At 43.4% G+C, this 23,324-nt stretch carries 21 protein-coding genes; 13 read left to right on the plus strand and 8 right to left on the minus strand.

Annotation, left to right across the window (positions count from 1 at the left end; translation table 11 throughout):
- Positions 1 to 4 precede the first annotated feature (4 nt).
- The 4 genes from ABC357_RS05970 to ABC357_RS05985 all read left to right on the plus strand — a co-directional run bounded on the left by ABC357_RS05970 (position 5) and on the right by ABC357_RS05985 (position 4,899).
- The gene (locus ABC357_RS05970; RefSeq protein ID WP_412886624.1) at positions 5 to 1,321 is read left to right on the plus strand and encodes an MFS transporter; all 1,317 of its coding nucleotides are present in this window, start codon (positions 5 to 7) and stop codon (positions 1,319 to 1,321) included.
- A 188-nt stretch (positions 1,322 to 1,509) separates the two neighbouring features.
- Complete coding sequence (locus ABC357_RS05975; protein WP_412886625.1) at positions 1,510 to 2,271, plus strand: DeoR/GlpR family DNA-binding transcription regulator; 762 nt, start codon at positions 1,510 to 1,512, stop codon at positions 2,269 to 2,271.
- A gap of 155 nt (positions 2,272 to 2,426) precedes the next feature.
- A complete protein-coding gene (rhaD, locus tag ABC357_RS05980; protein ID WP_412886626.1) occupies positions 2,427 to 3,263 on the plus strand; it encodes a rhamnulose-1-phosphate aldolase in 837 nt (278 codons plus the stop codon).
- 181 nt (positions 3,264 to 3,444) lie between these two features.
- On the plus strand, positions 3,445 to 4,899 hold the full coding sequence (locus tag ABC357_RS05985) for a protein adenylyltransferase SelO (protein WP_412886627.1): 1,455 nt from the start codon (positions 3,445 to 3,447) through the stop codon (positions 4,897 to 4,899).
- A gap of 78 nt (positions 4,900 to 4,977) precedes the next feature.
- Here the strand turns inward: ABC357_RS05985 and ABC357_RS05990 are convergent, their stop codons facing one another.
- The 4 genes from ABC357_RS05990 to ABC357_RS06005 form a co-directional block, all read right to left on the minus strand.
- On the minus strand, positions 4,978 to 5,772 hold the full coding sequence (locus ABC357_RS05990; RefSeq protein WP_412886628.1) for an SDR family NAD(P)-dependent oxidoreductase: 795 nt from the start codon (positions 5,770 to 5,772) through the stop codon (positions 4,978 to 4,980).
- A gap of 162 nt (positions 5,773 to 5,934) precedes the next feature.
- Positions 5,935 to 6,951 (minus strand): AraC family transcriptional regulator, encoded by a 1,017-nt coding sequence (locus tag ABC357_RS05995; RefSeq protein WP_412886629.1) that lies wholly within the window; start codon positions 6,949 to 6,951, stop codon positions 5,935 to 5,937.
- 486 nt (positions 6,952 to 7,437) lie between these two features.
- Entirely contained in the window at positions 7,438 to 7,872 is a 435-nt protein-coding gene (locus ABC357_RS06000; protein WP_412886630.1) for a MarR family winged helix-turn-helix transcriptional regulator, read from the minus strand.
- A gap of 24 nt (positions 7,873 to 7,896) precedes the next feature.
- On the minus strand, positions 7,897 to 8,376 hold the full coding sequence (locus ABC357_RS06005) for a glutathione peroxidase (RefSeq protein ID WP_412886631.1): 480 nt from the start codon (positions 8,374 to 8,376) through the stop codon (positions 7,897 to 7,899).
- Positions 8,377 to 8,568: 192 nt separating this feature from the next.
- Between ABC357_RS06005 and ABC357_RS06010 the strand changes: the two genes are divergently transcribed.
- Positions 8,569 to 9,792, plus strand: coding sequence for a transglutaminase-like domain-containing protein (locus tag ABC357_RS06010; protein ID WP_412886632.1), 1,224 nt, complete (start codon positions 8,569 to 8,571; stop codon positions 9,790 to 9,792).
- A gap of 256 nt (positions 9,793 to 10,048) precedes the next feature.
- On the opposite strand, the gene ABC357_RS06015 is transcribed toward ABC357_RS06010, so the two are convergent.
- Together ABC357_RS06015 and ABC357_RS06020 are read right to left on the minus strand one after the other, a co-directional pair.
- Entirely contained in the window at positions 10,049 to 11,821 is a 1,773-nt protein-coding gene (locus ABC357_RS06015; RefSeq protein WP_412886633.1) for a cache domain-containing sensor histidine kinase, read from the minus strand.
- A 6-nt stretch (positions 11,822 to 11,827) separates the two neighbouring features.
- Complete coding sequence (locus ABC357_RS06020; RefSeq protein ID WP_412886634.1) at positions 11,828 to 12,562, minus strand: response regulator transcription factor; 735 nt, start codon at positions 12,560 to 12,562, stop codon at positions 11,828 to 11,830.
- Between the two features lie 303 nt (positions 12,563 to 12,865).
- Here ABC357_RS06020 and ABC357_RS06025 point away from each other — a divergent pair, with 303 nt between their 5' ends.
- From ABC357_RS06025 to ABC357_RS06055, 7 genes are all read left to right on the plus strand, one after another.
- Complete coding sequence (locus ABC357_RS06025) at positions 12,866 to 13,873, plus strand: ABC transporter ATP-binding protein (RefSeq protein ID WP_412886635.1); 1,008 nt, start codon at positions 12,866 to 12,868, stop codon at positions 13,871 to 13,873.
- Positions 13,870 to 14,874 carry an ABC transporter ATP-binding protein gene (locus tag ABC357_RS06030; RefSeq protein WP_412886636.1) on the plus strand — a complete coding sequence of 335 codons (1,005 nt, stop codon included), beginning with the start codon at positions 13,870 to 13,872 and terminating at the stop codon, positions 14,872 to 14,874. The genes ABC357_RS06025 and ABC357_RS06030 overlap by 4 nt, the downstream gene beginning before the upstream one ends.
- A gap of 37 nt (positions 14,875 to 14,911) precedes the next feature.
- Positions 14,912 to 15,862, plus strand: coding sequence for an ABC transporter permease (locus tag ABC357_RS06035; RefSeq protein ID WP_412886637.1), 951 nt, complete (start codon positions 14,912 to 14,914; stop codon positions 15,860 to 15,862).
- 64 nt (positions 15,863 to 15,926) lie between these two features.
- Entirely contained in the window at positions 15,927 to 16,811 is an 885-nt protein-coding gene (gene opp4C, locus ABC357_RS06040; protein WP_412888589.1) for an oligopeptide ABC transporter permease, read from the plus strand.
- A gap of 39 nt (positions 16,812 to 16,850) precedes the next feature.
- On the plus strand, positions 16,851 to 18,464 hold the full coding sequence (locus tag ABC357_RS06045) for an ABC transporter substrate-binding protein (protein WP_412886638.1): 1,614 nt from the start codon (positions 16,851 to 16,853) through the stop codon (positions 18,462 to 18,464).
- A 77-nt stretch (positions 18,465 to 18,541) separates the two neighbouring features.
- A complete protein-coding gene (locus tag ABC357_RS06050; protein ID WP_412886639.1) occupies positions 18,542 to 19,960 on the plus strand; it encodes a M20 family metallopeptidase in 1,419 nt (472 codons plus the stop codon).
- Between the two features lie 276 nt (positions 19,961 to 20,236).
- Positions 20,237 to 20,659: a DnaA N-terminal domain-containing protein gene (locus tag ABC357_RS06055; protein ID WP_412886640.1), complete on the plus strand. Its 423-nt coding sequence runs from the start codon at positions 20,237 to 20,239 to the stop codon at positions 20,657 to 20,659.
- Between the two features lie 91 nt (positions 20,660 to 20,750).
- On the opposite strand, the gene ABC357_RS06060 is transcribed toward ABC357_RS06055, so the two are convergent.
- Both ABC357_RS06060 and ABC357_RS06065 read right to left on the minus strand, forming a co-directional pair.
- The gene (locus tag ABC357_RS06060) at positions 20,751 to 21,653 is read right to left on the minus strand and encodes a 3-hydroxyacyl-CoA dehydrogenase (protein ID WP_412886641.1); all 903 of its coding nucleotides are present in this window, start codon (positions 21,651 to 21,653) and stop codon (positions 20,751 to 20,753) included.
- 61 nt (positions 21,654 to 21,714) lie between these two features.
- Positions 21,715 to 22,134 (minus strand): MarR family winged helix-turn-helix transcriptional regulator, encoded by a 420-nt coding sequence (locus tag ABC357_RS06065; protein ID WP_412886642.1) that lies wholly within the window; start codon positions 22,132 to 22,134, stop codon positions 21,715 to 21,717.
- Between the two features lie 328 nt (positions 22,135 to 22,462).
- On the opposite strand from ABC357_RS06065, the gene ABC357_RS06070 reads away from it, so the two are divergent.
- Positions 22,463 to 23,224, plus strand: coding sequence for an aminoglycoside phosphotransferase family protein (locus ABC357_RS06070; RefSeq protein WP_412886643.1), 762 nt, complete (start codon positions 22,463 to 22,465; stop codon positions 23,222 to 23,224).
- Positions 23,225 to 23,324: the final 100 nt, after the last annotated feature.

The raw sequence follows: 23,324 nt of genomic DNA on the forward strand, positions 1-23,324 counted from the left end.
TACAATGGCGATAAGCAACTTGGGAGCCAAACGCACAACAGGATGGAAAGCGACGATTTCAGTGGCGATGGCCAATTATATCGAAGCGGGTTCAATCATTGCAGCGGCAAGCAGCCTGACACTTTGGCAAGCCTACTTGAATATTGACTCTATGGGTGTGGGTCTGTTGAGCGCTTTGAGTGCAAATGCTTTTGGGGCAGCAATCGGCGCATTAATTGGTGGCCCATTGACAGATAAGCTGGGACGGAAATTCATTTTTACGTATGATTTATTATTTTATATGCTCGGAATTTTATTGATTGCATGCTCCTTCAATTTCCCGATGCTTTTGATTGGTACCATTGTCACTGGTATTGCTGTAGGGGCAGGGGTTCCTGTATCATGGACTTATATTGCTGAAGAATCACCGAAGGAAAAACGGGCTGCCCATGTAGGAACAGCACAACTGGCCTGGTCAATCGGACCGATGATTACATTCGCCTTGGCTGTAGCCTTGGCTCCGCTTGGATTACTTGGATCAAGGCTTATTTTTCTTCATTTGCTGATTGTTGCCGGGGTTACCTGGTATTTGAGACAAGGACTGGATGAGTCAAAGTTATGGGAAGAGCAAAAAGCAAAAGATGACGCAGACCTTGCTCAAGGGAAAATGAAAGGGAATGCCTTTAAAGAACTGTTCACATTGAAGGTGAACCGCCAAGCTTTATTGCTTCTGATCGGTATTTATTTATTCTGGAATCTGACAGCTGGTGCTATGGGGTATTTCATGCCTTATATTTATGAAAACGTTGGTGGCTTAAGCACAGGTCAAGCAAATATGCTGCAGGCCTTTCTATGGATGTTCACTGTAATTGTCACCTATTTTGGATTCATGAAGCTGGCAGACAAAATCAGCCGTCGACTGCTTTTCGGCATTGGCGCTGTTATGGGGGTCGTCGCCTGGATTCTGCTTACATTCATGCCGATGACTTGGCCTACACTGATTACATTCGTCATCCTCTGGGGATCATCAGCTGGAATCGGAGCACAGGCATTCTATGCATTGTGGACAAGTGAATTATTCCCGACGCGTTATCGTGCAAGCGCTCAAGGCTCGATGTATTTTATCGTCCGTACTGGAATCGCCATATGGTCTTTCGTACTGCCGACCATCATGCTTGAACTCGGATTCAAAGTTGCAGGTGTTGTCATGATTGCTTTCTTAGCCATACATGCTGTTATCGGCATTGCAATGGTTCCGAAAACCCAAGGGAAAACATTGAAGCAAATTGAAGAAGAACGGTATGGCAAGGATGAGATGTCCGCCAAACCAAAGATTAGTTAATTAGAAGTTTACAATTTGATGAAATAGCGACTTTCTTATTCTTAATAGTATAGGAAGTCGCTTTTTATTTGTCAGTGAGATAAAAGAGTTGGATTTATAAATATGGTATAATGAAATCAATAGGGAAATGAATGATAAATAAAAACAAACATACATAAACGGATATAATGTGGAAGGGGAATTCAAACGTGTTAGTGGCTGAACGACAACGGAAGATTGTAGAGCTGGTTAATCAGCGGCTTAGTATAAGAGTAACAGAGTTAAGCAACATTTTTAGTGTAACGGAAGAAACGATCAGGCGAGACCTCGAAAAGCTGGAAAAAGAAAACTTACTTACTAGAAGCCATGGAGGCGCGGTCAGTATTGAACAGGAAGAGAAGGAAATTTCCTATCGAGAGCGGGAAATTACGAATGCCGCCGAGAAAAAATCCATTGCTATAGAGGCAATCCGGTTGATTGAACCGGGAGACCAAATTATTTTGGATGCAAGTACGACAGCTTGGTATATGGCAAAGCAATTGCCGGATATGCCCTTAACTGTCCTCACAAATTCAATCAATGTCGCAATCGAACTAAGTAAAAAGGAGCATGTGAAGGTTATTTCGACTGGAGGCACATTATTAGCTCAGTCAATGTCTTATGTCGGCCCATTAGCCGAACGATCATTGACTATGTATCATGTGAACAAGGCCTTTCTTTCATGCAAAGGTGTACACGTGGAAAAAGGATTAAGTGATTTCAATGAATCCCAGGCACTATTGAAGAAGCAGATGATGGAAATTGCAGATGAGACAATTTTGATGGTTGATTCCAGTAAAATGGGCGTCAGATCCTTTTCTCATATTGCTTTCTTAGTAGATATAGATAAAGTTATCACAGATTCAGAAATGGATGAGGCACTTCTTAAACAGATAGAAGAAATGGATATAAGTGTAGTTGTTGCCGAGTAAAGGACACAGATTTATATTATCTGTGTCCTTTTTGTTGTTTTTATTCAATAAACAAAAATAAAAATAAATATAAATGTTGTTTTATTTTTGTTTATTTTTTAAAATATACTTAGAAAAAGTATATTGATGCTGTATCTCTTAAGGAGTGAAAGGCAATGGCAATAGTAATGGAAAAAGAAATGCTTTTAAATGCACCATTTGTGAACGAAATGATGGAAACAACTTTTAATATGTGGAAACTAGGCTGGGATGAAAGAAATGGCGGCAATATTAGTTTTTTATTGAAAGAAGAAGAAGTACTCCCTTATATAGATCCACTCAATGTCCTGCGAACAATTGAACTTGAATGTCCGGTAACTGAATTGGCCAATCGGTATTTTATTGTTACTGGTTCAGGGAAATATTTCAAAAATGTAAAATCAAATCCTGAATCCAATCTCGGGATTATCCGAGTTGCCTCTAACGGAATGGCTATTGATGTTTTATGGGGCTTTTCAAATGGAGGGAGACCTACGAGTGAATTATCATCGCATTTCTTAAGTCATATTTCACGTTTAAACTTGGACAAAAAACATCGTGTCATCATGCATGCTCATGCTACAAATATCATCGCAATGACATTTTCTCATGAATTGGATGAGAAAAGCTTTACAAAAACTTTATGGAAAATGTGCACCGAGTGCTTGGTTGTTTTTCCAGATGGGATTGGCGTCCTTCCTTGGATGGTTCCCGGAACTGAGGATATCGGGAATGCAACGGCTGATAAAATGAAAGACTGTCATTTAGTCATATGGCCTTTCCACGGGATTTTTGGTGCAGGAAACAGCATTGATGAAGCATTCGGCTTGATTGAAACAGTGGAGAAGGCAGCGCAGGTGTATACAGCTGTATGCGCACAAGGCGGTATGAAGCAGTGCTTAACAGATGCTCAGTTAAAAGATTTGGCAAGTGCATTTGGAGTTGTGCCGAAAGAGGGGTATTTAGCGGATTAATCGTACTCGTCTGATTAAAGGAAAGTCAACAACTAACATATAATGCCCTCACTACGTTTATAATAAGGTATTGGAAATTCAATCCTGGGTGGTTTCGTTTTGTCATAGACCGGTTAATCTTATGTAACTGGCAAATAGAATGATGGATAGAACACTCTGATTGAAATTGAAAGGGGATTATATGAATAATAAAGGCTGGAATTTTAATAATAGTTATACAAAACTTCCGGATTTTTTCTATAGCAATGTTTTACCCACACCTGTAGAGGAACCGAAGCTGGTTGTGTTCAATCAGCCGCTGGCGGTTTCACTAGGTTTGGATGCGGACCGGCTTGATACTAAAGAAGGAGCCGATGTATTTGCCGGGAACCAGATTCCTGCGGGCGGTGACCCGATTGCCCAAGCCTACGCTGGCCACCAGTTCGGCCATTTTACGATGCTTGGGGACGGCCGGGCGATCTTGCTGGGTGAACAGATTGCCCCTGATGGGACGCGCGTCGACATTGCCTTGAAGGGCTCAGGGCGGACGCCGTATTCCCGCGGTGGAGACGGCCGGGCAGCGCTTGGTCCGATGCTCAGGGAATATATTATCAGTGAGGCAATGCATGCACTCGGCATCCCGACCACACGAAGCTTGGCAGTGGCGGCGACCGGTGAGGATGTCGCCCGTGAAACGTATCTGCCGGGAGCTGTGTTGACTCGGGTGGCGGATAGCCATTTGCGTGTCGGTACATTTGAATATGCAGCCCGTTTCGGAGAGACAGATGAGCTCAGGGCTTTGGCTGACTATGCACTGGAAAGGCATTATCCTGAAAGGGTGGAGGATGATAATCGTTACTTGTCGCTTCTTAAGGGAGTGATCGAGCGCCAGGCGAAGTTGATTGCTAAATGGCAACTTGTCGGCTTTATTCATGGAGTGATGAATACCGACAATATGGCAATCAGCGGTGAAACGATCGATTATGGACCTTGCGCCTTCATGGATACGTATGACCCGGCGACTGTATTCAGCTCGATCGACCAGCAGGGGCGGTATGCGTATGGCAACCAGCCTTATTTGGCGGTCTGGAATCTGACTCGCTTGGCTGAGGCGTTGCTTCCATTGCTTTCTGAAGACCAGGAAGAAGGTGTTAAGCTGGCGGAGGATGCGCTGTCCCGATTTGCGGAAGAGTTCCAGAGTGAATGGCTTGACGGCATGCGGGCAAAGCTTGGCCTTTTCGATAGCAAAGAAGAGGATGAAGCTCTAGTCCAGGACCTGCTTAAATGGATGGAAAAACACCGGGCGGACTATACGAATACATTCCGGTCTCTGGCACTTGGCGAGTGGGAGCAAACGGCTCTGTATGGTAAGGAAGGAAGTGCGGATTGGCATCATCGATGGGAAAAAAGACTGAAGGGGCAAGCGGAATCATTGGAAGAGTCTTTTGCTTTGATGAAAAAAAGCTCCCCGGCCGTTATCCCTCGGAATCATCGAGTGGAGGATGCACTTACTGCAGCAGCTGAAGGGGACAGCAGTGTCATGGAAAAACTCCTTGCTGTTTTGGCGGATCCCTATGCTTACTCTCCTGATCAGGAAGAATATGCGAAGCTGCCTGAACCGCCCGATCAGCCTTACCGGACATACTGCGGTACATGATGCAGCGGGAAAGAATCTGATTGACATAAAGTAGGAGGCTCCAGCATGAAAAGAGTGGAGCCTCCTATTCGTACGTTTTCAAAAAATAGTCGGAACTAGTCCCCCGTCCATGCGGATTGGCGACCCTTTGAATGCGGAAGCATATGGACTGCACAGAAATGCGGCCAACCTGCCGATTTCAAAAGGCTTGATAAAACGCTGAATGTCAGATTGAGAGAGATTTGCTATCATAAACTGTTTCTCCTTTTCTGAAAAATCCATATCTTCATCAGGGAATAGACCATCAATGATCTGGTGCACAGTTTCGGAAAGTGTCGGTCCGGGCATGATTGTATTGACTGTGACTTCTGTTCCTGCCGTTACCTTTGATATGGTCTTTGACAATGATAATAGCATCGATTTTGTCATGCAATACTGCGGCATTTGCCCCGAAGGCATAATGGCTTCTTCGCTTGCGATGAAGATTATGCGGCCATCATTATTCTTCAGCATTTTTGGCAAATAGAATTTGGATAGACCATTTGCGGCGAGGACATTGGTCCGGAAGTAGGTTTCCCACACGTCATCTGTGACGTCCTCATATTGCATCATTTCATATATCCCCATATTGTTCACTAGTATATCCACGACAGGGTATTTTTCGAATAAAGCCTCTCTTTGGTGAATATCCACGATATCGGCTGTGGCGTTTTGAGGGGAAGTAGCCGGGAAAAGTGATTTGATCTCTTTTACCGTTTTCTCTACCTCAACATCATGCCTGCCATTAATGAGCACATTCACACCTTCTTTGGCAAGCTCAAGGGCAATCGCTTTTCCTATGCCTCTCGATGATCCTGTCACTAAGGCTGTTTTATTGTTTAATCCCATATCCATCAAACATTTCCCCTTTTCTATTATGTTGAAGAGTATAGCTGTTTCCATTTTTGTAATGGGCGGTAAGAGGCGTGTAGAGCAATTCGCTTCCTTAGTACAAGGGAAGCGGTGCCCTGAAAATCCAAGCATGCAGAGATAAATCCTTTTTTAAGAATACAACTCTCATTCATTTGCCGATTTTCTACCTAATTGTTCAGCTCGCCAGTGGGAAGGTGTAACACCTTCCCACTGGCGGAAAGCGCGATAGAATGAATTTTGGTCTTCGTAGCCGATCAAGAAAGCCACTTCCTTCAATTCGAGCGATGGGCTTGCCAAATATTCGCGCGCCTGCTCATGCCGGGCTTGTGCCAACAAATGTTTGAAGCTTGTGCCCTCTTCCGTAAGCCGGCGCTGCAGGGTGCGGTCGCTCATCCCCAACTCGGCTGCGATAGACTGAACGCCGGGGCGTCCTCCTGTTAGGCGGTGCTTCATGATCCATTTGACCGTCTCAGTGCTTGACATGCTCCTTTTTTGCTCGTCCAACGAATGGTCCAGTGCAGGAGTCAGTATTTCCAACAACTCTGCATTGTACGTGGCAAAGGGACGGTCCAGGTCAGTTCGATGCAGCGTCAGCTGATTGCGTTTTGCTCCGGTTTTAACGCGGCAGCCGAAGTAAGCCTCCAGTGCTTGGACGTTGCCCATTGGATATGCAAATTCGATGAGCTTTGCCGTAAGTGGGTGTGCTGTGCCCCTGCGGCCCAACTCCAGAAGAAATGCCAGTGTAATGCCGACAAGTATCGGCGGCCCCGCTTGTTCGGAATTTGTCCATTCCAGCCGAAGCGTGCATTCCTCTCCTTTTTCTGAGATAAACAAACGTTCAGGAGGGCATAATGGTTTGTACCGGGCCATTCGGTTTAAAGCATCGCGATAGTCGCGGGCATGGTACGTTGCCAAGACGGTTGGCGGGTAATGGGCTGTTTCAAAGCCGGTCGCAAGCTCGATGATTCCTTGTGCGATGTCATCAATCAATTCGGAATAAGCCTGCCAAATGGAGAAATATTGATGGATGGTGACAACTGGCTCCGTAAGAATAGTGAGCGGCAGTCCGGCTTTTCGTGCCAGTCCGTGTGCGGATATCCCTATTGGATTCAATCCTGCCCAGAATCCTGCAGGCATTTTAATGCGAGTATGTGACGTCATTCTAGGGCCCTCCTTTAGCAATTTATGCATAAACTCTGTTTCGTGCTGTCCTCCGTGCCGGGCAGTTATTATAGTACCTTCTCCTGCATCCTCTGTAACTAGCAAAAGGCGACTTTATTCCTGCCGAATGCGCCATTCGTAACAGGCACCTTTTCCAAAGCATAGTTGTTTCAAGTCCTAACAATGGTAGAAGGGGACGGAAATGATTCTTGTGCGATTCAAAAGGAAATAGGCTTATTCAATTAGAAAACAAGGCCATTTTAACATAGCAGTGTTGATTCGTTGAATTATTTGGAAACGTACTCTCCTGGTAAAGCTGAATGTTTGTGGGTAGGCCGACTGAAGGAATAGAAAAATTGGCAAGAGAAAGGACCTTATTATCTGGCGGAGAGTTCCTGCAGACAATAAGGTCCTGTTTAGTGTTTCTTTCTATTCTTTACGTTCAATAAAACCAAGAGATGATTCAAAAATGAACGAACACCCTCCTCATGCGCGGTTTCTTAATTTTTCGCTCAATTCATGGAGCATGCTGAGCAGTTTTTCGTATTCCTCGTACCCGATTTGGCAGGTGCCGACGGCTTCAGCCACTTTCTCAGCGATTGCTTGCTTGGTTTGCTTGGCTTTCGGTTCGAGATGGATGGAAATTTTCCGTTCATCCTGTTTGGAGCGTTCTTTCCGCAGCCATCCGTTTGCTTCCATACGGTTAATCATCGGTGTCAGTGTGCCTGTGCCGATGCGCAAGGAGGCGCCAAGATCCTTGGCGGCCACGCCGTCTTTTTCCCATAGGGAGAGCAGAACGAGATACTGGGGATACGTCAAGCCGAATTCCTGCAGGGCGCCTGTGTAAAGCTTATTGAATTCGCCCGCTGTCTCGTAGACGGCGAAGCATAGTTGTTTGTCCAATGTCATTAAATCGGTCAATGATGATCACCTTTTCCTTTTAAGTCAAGCGAGCCATTTTTGCAGGTCGCTTTCGATTTTGTCAGGCTCGGTTGCCGGGCCGTAGCGTTCCACTACATGGCCTTCACGGTCCACCAGGAACTTGGTGAAGTTCCATTTGATGTTTTTTGAAAGGATGCCTTTCCTTTGTTCTTTCAGGAAGACGAATAAAGGGTCAGCTTGGTCTCCGTTCACTTTAATCTTGGCGAACATTGGGAAGGTTACGCCATAATTCAGCTGGCAGAATTCCGTCGTTTCTTCCATTGTATCAAATTCCTGATGATTGAACTGGTCGCAAGGGAACCCGAGAACCTCAAAACCTTGCTCCTTATATGTGCTATATAATGCCTGAAGGCCCTCGAATTGCGGTGTCAGTCCGCATTTGCTTGCAGTGTTGACAATAAGCAGCACCTTGCCTGCATAATCATTCAATTCCTTAAACGCCCCATTTGCCATCTTCACTTCAAAATCGTGAACAGTCCCCATCTTAATTCCCCCTCTGTTTTTTTGAATCGTGTATGATTTAATCGTACACGATTTAATGAGGGAATGCAATTAGTATAGATAGATATCTTTTTATGGATTCCCATAAGGAATTAGTACGGAAGAAGGTGATTTATTGTTTTGTATGGAAATATATGTATTGTGCTGATTGTGTAAAAGGGAGTGTACAGCAAATTGGACAAGAAAAATTTTCAGATCGATTATCGATATAAGAACACAACTGGGAAGGAGATTGACGTTTGGTTTTCGAAACCAATAGAAACGAGTACGCAAAAAAATATTGAAATAGTAAGAAACAGGGAGCCGGATACAAGTACAGAATATCCATTCTTAAATCCTATTTGTTACTATAAATTAAATCCGGATGACGAATTGAAGATAACCATACGATATTATGGCACAAGTAAAGAACATAGTTCTTCCGGGATGATATCAGAGGAAGAAAGCCAATTTTTTCTTCGCTCTACACGATTAATCCCTGTAAATGAATCTACGAAAGAAAGTGCTCTGCTCATCATCGATAAGGAAAAAGATCAAATGCAAAAAGCAAAGAAAATATTTAAGCATATCGTTACACATTTCAAGTATTCAACTCATTTCAATGAAAGGGGGATCCAATCTTTTTTGAAAAAGAAAAAAGGGGATTGTGGTGAATTTGCTGCCTTATTTGCCTCCTATTGCAGATCGGTCGGTATACCTGCAAGAGTATTATACGGCACATGGACCTTGAAGAAATTCTCGCCCCATTCATGGGCAGAAGTATATATTCAGGGGAAGGGATGGGTGCCGGTCGATCCAAGCATGGGGAGGATGAAACTTTTCTATCATCCGTTTATTCATGTAACTTCAGCCATTTTTTACGGAGCAATGTCCAATAATGATAGATATTTCGGAAGCCATGAAGGAAAAAGATTTGCCTTTTCGATTGAACCTTTTAGGGATCTTTCACCTGTTTCTAACATCGATATAGAAATGAATTATTTTTCGCAAAAAGCCTGTATCGATGGGGAAATGATTGCTTGGGGCTATGAATTCCTTGATGGGAAGGCCCCTTTTTTACAGCCTATCTATCCAAGAATTCATAGTCCGCTGAAAAAAACAAATGTAAAATTGCTTTTTGGATCGTGGAGAGGGAAGCATCTAGAATGGCGGAAGCATTTGAGTTATCACATAAAGACAGCAAGTTTTAGTATTGCGTTTATATGCCTTTTTATTGAATTAATCAACGACTATCTCATTAAAAATCAAACGCTTTCCGTTATTTTGCCTTCACTCTCAATACCTTTAGTACTGCTCGGTATTTTGTTCAGTTTGTTCAGAAGGGAAGGGAATGCAGCCATATATATAATGGGTTTCTTTTTTTTGCTTGCTTTGGTTGACCCTTATTTAACCAGATAGTTACATCTATTAAAAGATTGTTCTTCTCCCCAAAAATGGTTGGTTTCTGTCCTAATTGGACAAGAGTCAACCTTTTATCCGTTTTCCGGTTAAAAAATGTCTTACTCATATAGAGGAATTCGGATACATATAAATCTCTAGCCCGCTGAAATAGCCAATTTACCTTTGGTCATGAATTCTGTTTTGACAAGATCGGAGCTTGCTTTGCAGCCTTTATTATGAGTATCAGGGTGCTTTGAGATATTTGTTTCTACTTTTATAAATGGATGACAATCCGTACGACAGTGCCCCAGCCATATTTGCTGAATATGGCCAGTCCCGATTGATCCCCGAAAGTCAGCTTCAACCTTTTATGGGTATTGATTAATCCGATGTGATTGGTGGATTCCTGGCCTTTCTCCATATTAAGCTGTAGTTGTTTAAGTGAGTGGGAAGGGATTCCTTTTCCATTATCGATGACTGAAATGGTGAATTCTTGCTCCGTTTTTCGTATTTTGATTTTTAGTGCCAGTTTTTCCAGCTCTTCACGGAAGCCATGCTGAAGGCTATTTTCTATCAGGGGCTGTATACATAATTTTATGACTTGATTGCCCGATATCTGATCTGAAACATCCCAGAACACCTCGAATCGCTCCTTATAGCGGATTTTTTGGATTTCAATATAGCTCTTGGTGTGGCTGATTTCTTTTTTGATTGTGACCATTTTGTTGTTTCCATCCAGGGAATATCGTAAAATGGCTGCCAAATGGCTGATCATCCCATTCAATTCGTTGGGCTTCCCAGTTAACGCGATTGCCTTCCAATTCAAAGTTTCCAATGTGTTGTACAGGAAATGTGGATTTAACTGTTCCTGGAGCGCGGCGAATTCCATGGCTTTTTCTTTATTGGCCCTTTCCGACAATAAAACCTTCAAATAGTTGTTTTCCATGAAGTTATTCAAGATGCGATGGATGATGTAGCTATAGATCCCCTTATTATAGGAGGAATAAGAGGGCAATGTTTTTCCTTCCTCTGCGGCTTGGAATATCGTTATGATTCGTTTGACATCCTTGTTGTTTTTCTTTGTGAAGTGATAGGCGAGAAGGGTGCCGGCTATAATCGATACACCTATGACTACAAAACACAGGATAGTGAGTTTGACCGAAGCCTCCATCAGTGATGATTTCGGCGTAAGGGAAATGTACATCCAGCCGTATCGGCTTGAATCAGCTTTGGTGGCTACAAATGATTCTTTGTCGATATCGACGGTGGAGATGCTATTCCGTTCATTCACTAAACGTTGTATTTCTGTTTCGGAAGGCTTTTTGTGGCTATTTTGGAATATGGTTTTACCGTCACTGTTGACGATCAAAAAAGGCTGTTTCTCCGGGCTGTATAAATGGGAAAGATAGTCCTTAATGTAATTCGCTTCAATATTCAGCACGATGACGCCATTCCGCTTAATCGGCATCGGCCTGTACAGGGTGATGACATCCACTTTCTGCTGTTTAGCAGAAGCATAATTGTATGTTTTGGTTATTTGTCGTGATTCTGTCCATATATGCTGTTTCTTGAAGTGCTGCTGGAAGCTTCCATACCAAGCTCGGTCATAAAAATCATCCAGTTGGACGAGTCCGCCGATATTTGATGAGACGAATTGCTTCTTGTCATTCTCGATGTATATATAAATCGAATCAATATAAGGCTTCGCTATTTCGGGGGAATCGATGAATCTCTTAAGCGAGGCCAGTTTTTCATAGTCATGGATCAATAAATAAGGTTTTTCCATTATACTCTGCAGATTCACAAATTCCTTGGCGCTTGCCACAATGTATAGATTTAACGAGTCGGATTCATTAAAGATCAATTCAATGTTTTCTTTTGTTTGGCTCAGTACATCTCTGTTGTTCGTATAGATGTTTTGCTGTGTATAATGACTGATCAAGAAGAAGGATAGAGTGCCTAATATTGAAATGGATATCAGCATGGGCAGGAGGAACACCAATAAGTTTTTGATCAGGAACGCACGGTAGATGTTTTTGCCTGGCACAGGGCGTTACCTCTCATTGCGGAATTCCCGCGGACTTTTTCCATGAAATTGCTTGAAGGACCGGGTAAAATTCTTGGAGTTGCTGTATCCGACCAGTTCACTGATTTCATAGATTTTATACGTATAATCCCCTAATAATTCCGCTGCTTTCTTCATTTTTATACGAGTGGCAAAGTCGGAGAAATTCTCTCCGGTCTTATCCTTGAAATATTTACTGATATAGGAGGCATTCATATGGACGATTGCCGATGCACCTTCCAGAGATGCCGTCCTATAATGATCGATTACATACTGCTGGATGGCTGTAATGATTTTTCCGTCAAAAATCGGTTCTTCCCGTTCAATCTCATCTTCCTTGCTGTTTTCCATATCCAGCTCTTCCTTAATGGCGGTGAAGGTTTCAAATATTTCTACATAATTCGTCGGCTTGAGCAGATAATTCTTGACCCCGTATTTGATGGCTTGCTGGGCATATTCGAATTCTTTATAGCCGCTCAATAAAATAAGCTTTTTCGTAGAGCTTTGCAGGAATAGTTCTCTCGCAAGGTCAATCCCGGTCATGATGGGCATTCGAATATCGCTAAGGATTACATCAACCGGATGGGTATTGGCGAAATCCAATGCATCTTGGCCGCTTTTTGCCTGAAAAGCGACATGAAAGCCCATTTGATCCCAGGGTATATAATTGCTCAATCCATTTCTGATTTCTTCTTCATCGTCGGCAATGATTAAGTTATACATGTTTACACCCTCTCCCCGATCAGAATCTATCCTTTTTTGGCTGTTTATTGATTTATTATAGTATGTATCTTATTTATTGTCTAAATATTTAGAAAAATGAATCTATTATCGAATAAAGATACGTTTTCCGGAAAAGGAATTAAATTTAGATACTTAATACAAACATACATCCCTTTTATTAGGCTGTGAATTCTTATTTAATAAATATAAGTTCTCCCTGCTAATCCCCGCTCGCTTAATCTCTACCTTTTTTTCCGAAAGCTTGAAAGATAATGCATCCCATACATGAATGAGGTGGTTAACATGAAAAACTTGCTGGAAGTCGATCATTTACAGACGGTATTCCAATCACGCCAAAGTGAAGTAGTATCTGTGGATAATGTTAGTTTTAGCTTGAAGCCTGGTGAAACGATTGGGATTGTCGGGGAGTCAGGCTGCGGCAAAAGTGTCACGTCCTTATCGATTATGCGCTTGCTGGGGGAAACCGGGAAAATCAAAAAAGGGGATATCCGTTTTAACGATGAAAGTTTGACACAAGTATCTGAGCATCGGCTCCGCCAAATCAGGGGGAATGACATCTCTATGATTTTCCAGGAGCCGATGACTTCTTTAAATCCGGTATTCACAATCGGAAATCAATTGATGGAAGGAATCCGCCTCCATTTAAAGTTTTCCAAGAAGGATGCCAAAGAATATGCGGTTGACATGCTGAAAAAAGTAGGGATTCCCCGTGCCGTTTCCATTATGGAGGAATATCCGCATGCTTTGTCAGGAGGGATGCGCCAAAGAGTGATGATCGCTATGGCTCTTGCCTGCAATCCGAAATTGTTGATTGCGGATGAGCCGACTACAGCACTTGATGTAACCATTCAAGCGCAGATTTTGGAATTGATGAAGGAGTTGCGCAAGGAATACAATACGGCGATAATGCTGATCACGCATGATCTGGGTGTCGTAGCTGAAATGGCCGATAAAGTCATCGTTATGTATGCAGGACAAGTCGTTGAAGAGGCGGATGTTTTTACATTGTTCGATGATCCGAAGCATCCATATACTCAAGGGCTCATCCAATCCATCCCTCACTTGGAATATGAAAAAGAAACCCGCCTTACTTCCATTCCGGGTATGGTCCCTACACTCCATAACATGCCGAAAGGGTGCCGATTCCAAACAAGGTGCCCGTTGGCAACCGATGTTTGCAGACAGGAGCCTCCGTTGTTTTCCGTCAGTGAAGGACATGCATCCAGATGCTGGCTGTCGGAATCCGGCAATGAAGTGATGGCAGAAACGGACAGGGGGAATCTCGCATGAAGGTGAACCGGCAGAATGGGATTGGAACCGATGCTGCATTACTGAAAGTACAGGATTTAAAAACCTATTACCCTATTAAAAAAGGCATTATGTCAAGGACGGTTGGCCATGTCAAAGCGGTGGATGGCGTCAGCTTTGACATCTATCCCGGAGAAACACTCGGATTGGTCGGGGAATCTGGCTGCGGGAAATCGACAATCGGAAAAACATTAATAGGATTGGAGTCGGTCACGGAGGGCCGCATCTTTTTCCGGGGACAGGATATTACGCAATTCTCCACAAGGCAAATGAAGGAAGTGAGAAGAGACCTGCAAATGATATTCCAAGACCCTTATTCATCCTTGAATCCGAGGAAAAGGGTGAAAGATATCCTTGGAGAAGCACTCAGGGTGCACAGGGTGGTGGAAAAGAATCAAACCGAGAAACAAATCGACCGCCTTATGGAAATTGTCGGATTGCCGAAATCTTATAAGAATCGCTATCCACATGAGTTTTCCGGAGGGCAACGGCAACGGATTGGGATTGCCAGAGCATTGTCGTTAGGGCCTAAACTCGTAATCTGCGATGAGCCGGTTTCAGCATTGGATGTTTCCATTCAGGCACAGGTGCTGAATCTTTTAAAAGATTTACAGGAAGAATTACATCTCACGTATCTATTCATCGCCCATGGTTTAGGCGCCATTAAATATATCAGTAACCGGATTGCCATCATGTATCTAGGGAAAATTGTCGAAGTGGCGAATACGGAGGATATCTTTAAGCATCCAAAGCATCCATATACAAAGGCCTTGATCAGTGCTTATCCTGTCCCGAATCCACATATGAGAAATAAAGAAAAAATTGTGATTGAAGGAGATGTTCCGAGTGCCTCCAATCCGCCCAGCGGATGTAAATTCCATACTCGCTGCCCGCTTGTTAAGGATATTTGCCGGCAGCAGGAACCTCAATTACAAGGTGAAATCCATTCAATCGCTTGTTTTGCAGCAACAGACTATGTTTGAAAACGGATCCCTAACTAGATAGAAAGAAGGTGGATGGATGCTGTCATATATTATTCGAAGAGTATTGATTGCCATACCTGTACTATTGGGTGTCACAATATTCAATTTTTTAATCATCAACATGGCGCCGGGCAATCCAGTCGAAATGTTCGTGGATCCGAACACGTCGCCGGAACAAATCGAGATAAGAAAGGAACAGCTTGGGTTGAATGATCCAATATATATCCAGTATTTTCACTGGCTTGGCAATTTGCTGCATGGGGATTTCGGGTTTTCTTATTCCTCCTACGCCCCTGTCCTCGACATGATCGCTGAGCGGATCGGGCCGACAGTGTTATTAATGGGTGTCTCATTGTTAATCGGCTTGGTTCTTGCCATCCCTCTCGGCATATTCAGTGCAACGAAACAGTACAGCAAGTTCGACTACTTGGCCACAGGATTCTCTTTTTTGGGGGTGTCGATCCCAAACTTTTTTCTCGGCTTAGGATTGATCTATATCTTCTCTATAGTTCTTCAGTGGCTTCCGACAGGAGGGATGGTCACATTAGGTCTCGATGAGGGATTTTTGGACCGGATAAAGCATTTGGCATTGCCTGTTATCGTGTTAAGCACGTATATCGTCGGAAGGACCATCCGTTATGTCCGGGCCAGTATGCTGGAGGTGCTGGGCCAGGATTATTTACGAACGGCTCGGGCAAAAGGGTTAAAAGAATTTATGATTACCAATAAACATGCATTAAGGAATGCATTAATACCGATTATTACGGTCATTGGCTTAGAAATCCCAATGCTGTTGGGGGGAGCGGTCATAACAGAACAAATCTTCCAATGGCCAGGCATGGGCCAGTTGACGATCCAGTCGATTGTATCCAGGGATTATCCGACAATCATGGCGATCAATTTTATGTCGGCTGTGTTGGTATTAGCTGCAAACCTGGTTACGGATATTGTGTATTCCATTGCTGATCCAAGGATTAAATACCAATAGAGGAAAGGGGTGAAGCAAAATGCCGATGGCGGAACAGGAACTTCAGCCCACAATACCGGGCAATATGCCGGCTCCGGAAGGATATAAGGCAGAGTCAGGCAAAGAGGAAAGCTACCTGAGGTTAATCATCAGACGTTTTTTGATGCACCGTTTAGCAGTTATCGGATTACTTATATTTATTTTAATCATTTTAATGGCCATTTTTGCCCCCATCATTGCTCCCTATGATTCAAATGCCATTTCAAGACAACTAAACGCACCTCCTTCAGACGAGCACCTGCTGGGGACGGATCAGATCGGCAGGGATGTGTTAAGCCGGCTAATCTATGCTTCACGAGTATCTTTGATTGTCGGTATTGGAGCAGTGGCTATTTATGTAGCGATTGGAACGATTGTTGGGGCCATTTCGGGATATTATGGCGGTTGGGTCGATATGTTGGTCATGCGTATTACTGATATTGTCATGTCTTTTCCAGCCTTGATTGTCATTCTCGTGATCGTGAGCATCATCGGTCCGAGTTTAACGAATCTTGTCCTAATTCTTGGTTTCCTGAGTTGGCCCTCGGTAGCCAGGTTAGTAAGGGGGAGCGTGCTTTCCTTGAAGGAGATGGATTTCGTTAAATCCGGCGTTTCTTTAGGCTATAGTGCAATGCGGATCTTGTTTAACCATATCATGCCGAATGCAATTGCCCCGATTCTTGTCCAGGCGACATTCGGGATTGCCGGAGCCATCATGATGGAAGCATCGCTCAGCTTCCTTGGAATGGGGGTCCAGCCTCCAACGGCAAGCTGGGGGAATATGCTGACAGGTGCACAATCCATATCCATATTGACTTCCCAGCCTTGGTTATGGGTACCGCCAGGTGTAATGATTATATTGGCTATCCTTTCAATCAATTTCATAGGGGATGGACTGAGGGATGCAATCGATCCTAAAAGCTTGAAATAAGCAGAATGGGTCTTAAATCCATAATAAAGGAGAATTAAAATGAAAAAGAAGTTATCAATCATTTGCATGATGTTTCTAGTGCTCTTCAGTCTGTCTGCCTGCAAAAGCAGCAGTACAAGTGGGGGTGGTTCCGATTCCGCGCAGGGGAACTCTAAAGGGAAAATTATGTATGTCGGCATGGTCAATCCTCCTGGAGGCGTTAATCCTATCAATGCGACAGATGTGCCTTCACAATATATCAGCTCCATCTTATTTGAAAGTCTATTCGAATTAAGCGATGACATGGAATTCCTTCCTAAATTGGCTAAGAGTATAGAAACAGCGGATAATCAAACATTTGTCATAAAACTGGATCCGAAAGCGAAATGGACGGATGGAAAGCCATTTACGGTAAACGATATTACCTTTACATTGAACACTATGGCAAACCCAGCCACAGTGAGTACAGGATTGCAAGCGCTTTCTGTTATTGAAGGCTTGGACAGCAATGGGTATTTGCCAGAGGGCAAGAAAGAAATTTCAGGGCTTGAAAAGATAGACGACCATACATTGAATATCAAAACGAAAAAGCCAGTCGATATGGATTTAATAAAGGATAAATTAGGGGTAAGCATCCGATTTTTGCCTGAGCATGTTTTAAAAGACAAGGATCCTGCCACGTTGCATCAGGACCCATTCATGCAAAAACCGACTGTTACGGACGGAGCGTTCACATTTGTCCAATATGCGAAGGACCAATACGTAGAATTGGCGGCCAATAAAGAGTATTACCGCGGCGCGCCGAAGTTAAGTAAAGTGTTCTTCAAAATCATGCCTACCGCAAACATAGTGGCTCAATTGCAAACAGGAGAAATCCAAATGGACATTCCGTCTATTGGGCCGATTGCTACTGAAGATTTCGAAAAAGTGAAGAATATGACAAATGTCAAATTTGTCTCGGGAAAACCTTTATATACACAATACTTGTTCTTTAATACTAAGATTATCCATGACAAAAAAGTCCGCCAGGCAGTTGCCTATGCTATCGATCGGGAAATGCTAGCGAATGACTTGTTTAAAGAGGGACAGGTCTCTGAAGGCCCATATAGCCCGGTGCATCCATATTATAATGAGGAAGCGAAGAAATATGAGTTCAATCCGGAAAAGGCCAAGCAATTATTAAAAGAAGCTGGCTGGAATTCAGGAAAGGCGCTTACATTAGCTATCCCATCAGGGAACACGACACGTGAACAAGCGGCCAATATTATCGCGGAAAATTTAAAGGCAGTGGGCATTAAAGTCCAGGTTAATAAATATGATCTACCTACCCTAATACAACAGGCCAAGAAGAAGGATTTTGATATCCTGATGTTAGGGATACCGTTCCAATTCGACCCTGATTTAACTGCTTTTTACAGTACGAAAGGCGTCAATAACTTCAGCGGATACAGCAATCCGCAAATGGATGCATTGATCGAACAAGGGAAAGCAGAAGTCAACCCGGAAAAACGGAAAGCCATTTACAACCAGATTGTCGACATCATCCAAGAAGAAATGCCGACATTTACCTTCTCTACATTATCTGCAGGCACCGCGGTTTCCAATTCGGTGGCTACAGGTATGCCAAAGGATAACGGCATGTTCTATGATATACACCAATGGGATTTTAAATAGATTCGCTGATACTTCCCTCATCGCATGAGGGAAGTATTCAGACAAGTGATTCAAAATAAATAAAAAGGGTGATGGATATGAAGTATTTTCAGGAAAGAGTAGCGCAAATCATTGAAGATAAGCGTGAAGAACTCATTGAAGTGAGCAATCGCATTTGGGAATATGCCGAATTAGGCTATGAGGAAAAAAGATCTGCCTCCTTGCTTTGCGATATGCTCGAAAAGGAGGGCTTTACAGTTGAACGGGAAGCGGGCGGCATTGAAACGGCTTTTATCGGAAGTTATGGCAGTGGAAACCCAGTCATTGCCATTATGGGAGAATTCGATGCATTAACAGGGTTAAGCCAAGAAGGGGGAGTCAGTGAACCGAATCCGATTGTTAAAGGTGGAAACGGCCATGGATGCGGGCATAATCTGCTTGGTACCGGTGCCCTTGCCGCAGCAATCGCGCTGCGCTATTACATGGAGGAAAATGGAATGAATGGCACTATCCGTTACTATGGCTGCCCGGCAGAAGAAGCAGGCGCCGGCAAAACCCATATGGTACGGGAAGGGTTATTTTCGGATGTTGATATTGCGTTATCATGGCATCCTGGATCGCATAACCTTATCTGGAATACCAGTTCATTGGCATGTCTCGGAGGAACATTCCGCTTTGAAGGGAGAAGCTCACATGCGGCGGCAAGCCCCCATCTGGGAAGAAGCGCATTGGACGCAGTAGAATTAATGAATGTCGGCGTCAATTATTTGCGTGAACATATTATCCCGGAAGCAAGGATTCATTATGCAATCACGAATGCGGGAGGATATTCCCCAAATGTCGTCCAGGCAGAAGCGGAAGTCTTCTATTATATCCGTGCCCCAAAAGTTTCCCAAGCCAGAGACCTTTTCAAAAGGGTTGCCGACATTGCCAGAGGTGCAGCATTAATGACAGGAACGGAAGCGGTTATTCCTTCTATTAGCGGATTATCGAACCTTGTACCAAACACTGTATTGAATCAAGTGATGTTTACACAATTGGATGCGTATGGTGCTCCGGCCTATAATGCCATGGAGCAACAGTTTGCTAGAGAGCTTCAATCTTCTTTATCGAAGGAAGATGTGGAGTTCGATATTAAATCATGTAAAGAACTAAGAATGAAGGCGCTGTCCGACATGGTTGAACCGTTCGAGGAAACGGATGCATGCATGTTTGGTTCGACGGATGTGGGCGATGTCAGCTGGGTAGTCCCGACAGCTCAATGCAATACTTCCACGTGGGTTTTGGGGACGCCTGCCCATACTTGGCAGGTTGTTGCCATCGGAACCACTTCAATCGCCCATAAAGGGATGCTGCTGGCCGGGAAGGTAATAGCCGCTACAGCATTGGAAGTGCTTGAACATCCTGAAATAATTGAAAAAGCGAAGCAGGAATTAAATGAACGCCTAGATGGTGAATCCTATGTATCACCGCTAAGCGACGATGTCTATATGTATAAAAAAGGACAAAAGCAATGAACCATGCTTCCTTTAAGCTCTGTAACTGAAGAATAAAATAGCTATTGATTTTGTAAGCAATCGAATAGAGGAAGGCCTTATATCTGATAGAAAGCTCTTGAAGATTATAAGGTCTTTTTTATTGTTGTTTTTAAGTTGCCGCAAGCCCTTCAGGGTCTCATTTGCTCCTCTGATTCCGAAGTTGTCTCGTATCTTCCATGCTAATAACTAATAATGCTAGAAACTGAAAGGTGATATAATGAAATGTTCATACGATGAGAAAAGGAGTACGGGAAGATGGACAAAAACACGACAATAGCTCTTTTAAAGCAATTAAAAGAGCTAGAATGTTCGCTTGAAGGGGATTTAAGTCGAATCCGCCTTATGATTAACGAATTGATCCTACAGATGGAACTCGAAGATGGATTGACGACCAAAGAAAAGAAAGAAAGAATAAGTCAGACCGATATTGAAAAGGATGAACACATCCATTTCTTGACTGAAGTGAAAGAAAGAATGAGTACGAAAGTAAGCAAGCCAAGTTATGAGACCTGGCTGGCAAATCTTTCATTCGTTTCTATAGAAGGGAATAAACTGACATTTGGCACTCCGAATGAATTTGCAAGAGATTGGCTGGAGGGCAGGTATACGCAGCTTTTATTGAGTGTAATATATCAGGTGACAGGTAAGGAGTTTTCATTACAATTTGTCGTTGTATAAAGAGGAACCACTATCTTCTTAATAGATGTCATATTAAACTAAAAGGGTGGCCCTTGTCCAAGAAGAACAGGAGCCACCCTTTTTATCCTTTTTAAGGCTGTAAGAAGTCTTTATCATTATAAGCTGGGTTTGGATACGTATAGAATCCTTCACCGGAGGCTATTCCCATCTTGCCTTTGTCAATGAACTCTGTTTTGACAAGGTCGGCGATTGCTTTGTATCCTTTTTGTTCCGGATGCTGTGCGGCCTTGGTGCTGACGATGTTATAGACGGTCTGCAGTCCGACGATATCGATAATGCCGAATGGGCCCATCGGTGCGCCTGTAGCGATCATCCATGTTTTGTCGATTGTTTGCGGATCGGCAACGCCCTTGCCCCATAGTCCTTGTGCGGCATCCAATAGCGGAACAAGCAGGCTGTTGAGGATATAGCCGGGCTGTTCTTTTTTGATATGGAGCGGTACCATGCCGATAGCAGCTGCAAATTCAAGCACCTCTTCGACCGCCTTTGGATCGGTTCCGGCATGCTCCATGACCTCGCCTGTATTATTCATCCATACACGGTTCGCAAAGTGGAGTGCAAGAAATTTTTCAGGGCGTCCGGTATACTCTGCGAACTGGCTTGGCAGCATGGTCGAAGAGTTGGTTGCGAAGATGGTATGGGCCGGAGCTACTTTTGCCAGTTCTTTGTAGAAGTCCTGTTTGATCTTTTCCACTTCTGGAATGGCTTCAATTACAAGATCAGCTTGTTTGACAGCAACCGCAAGATCAGATGCATATTGAATGCGCGATGGAGCAGTTTGAACGGCTTCCTGCTCATTTTTAAAATAAGCGGCATATGTCTTTTCAAGGCCTGTAATACGTTCCTTCGCTTTTTCAATGGCTCCTTCATTGATATCATAAATGGTCACATTGAATCCTTTGAATGCTGTTTGGAAGGCGATTTGGCTTCCTAGTACGCCGCTGCCTGCGATGGTGACATGTTTGAATTCCATGATTTCTATCCCCTTTGTTTTTATATAGAATCTGTTCAAAAATACGGTTGAACAGATTGCTTCACCCTTTTTTGAATGCTTTCATTCGTTCTCCCAATACTTCCACTTGTTCGGTCCATTTTTCGATTTGTTTATCAGTGAACGGCTCAGTGACAAAGGTTTGCAGTTCTTTTACTTTCTCATTGATTCTTTCGCAAAGAGATGCCCCTTCAGAAGTCAAAGATAAGTATTTTTCCCGTTTGTCACGCCCGCTCGTGAATTGGAGCAGGCCTTGTTCCTTTAGCTTGCGGACATAGTATGAAACGGTCGGTTTTTCAACGGACCATTCGTTTACGATATCCTTGCTGGTGCAGCCTTCGTGAAGGGAGATGTGATACATCACCAGCCATTGGACGGGCGTTGTTCCATAATCGGAACAAATCTCCTGCAGCCTTACAACGTACCACTTGTTAAAACGGTAGACAGTAGAATAAAGATCCATAGCGGCTCCCTCCCTATTTTTGTAAGTGTTATTTACAACGTAATATAGTTAGAATTTCTAACTATATTATCGCGCCTTTTTCAGAATTTGTACAATTATTTGCTTGGCGAAATAATCTGCTTTTAATAAATAAATGCAGGAAAATATGACAGGAAGAAGGAAGTTATTAAGACAGTGAATGACAGGGCATGAAGCAGAAGGAGAGTACTCAGCAAGAATCCAATTTCTCGATTGTATTCATCACTTTTGTCTTTATCTTATTTGTATTGATTGGTCTGCTGGAAGGGTAACGCAAATAAGTTGTATAAAAAAGAAAGCAGGTAAAAACGTGAAACCATTACTAAAGGATACGATCGTATCTATCATAGGAGATATAACCGGAAGCCGTATGCTGCCCCAGCAAGGCTGCACTTCGGTAGTGCAAGTCTTAGAGACGGCAAAAGGGGCCTACTTACTGAAAAGCTCATATAAGCAAAAATATCGGGAGTGGCTGAAAGAGGAAGCTGATGTGCTTAACCGATTGGGGGGATCGAAGGATATTAACACGCCGGTCTATTATGGATACTTCGAGGATGACGATAGCAGCCATTTAATCATGTCTTATGAAAAAGGCGCCAATTTGACCGAAGCCTTAAAAATAGCAGAAAATCCTGAGGAAAGACATAGATTGATCAGAGGGTTTGGCAACCTGTTGCAGCAGCTTCACGAAACAGATACTGACCTTTTATCGCAGGAGGAAAACTGGCTGGAAGAGCAGCTATCCAAGGCAGAAAAGTACGTGCAGCTTGGCGAAGCAGATGGCGATATGGAGCTTTTGGAAACATTAAAATCCAACAAGCCAATGAGAGTCAAGCATACGGTTATACACGGTGATTGTAATACGGATAACGTCCTGGTCACCGATAGTGAGGTGAAGATGTTTATTGATGTCGCAGGAATGGCCTATGGCGACCCACGCTATGATGAGTCACTGGCTATCAGGAAATTCAGTGAAGAGGAACGGCAGTCCTTCTATGAGGGATATAAGCGATATAAAGTATCGGAGGAAGAGTTCACCTATTTTAACAATGGATTGTATGAATTCTTTTAATCAGAAAAAGGGAGCAGGGAAACGATCATCTGTATGTTTCCCTGCTACTGGTTTTGTTTTATGGTAACTAATTCACTAGAAACAAAGCACAAATAGTTAT

Origin of the sequence: Bacillus kalamii (assembly GCF_047238185.1) — a bacterium.
Lineage (GTDB): Bacteria > Bacillota > Bacilli > Bacillales > DSM-1321 > Bacillus_AD.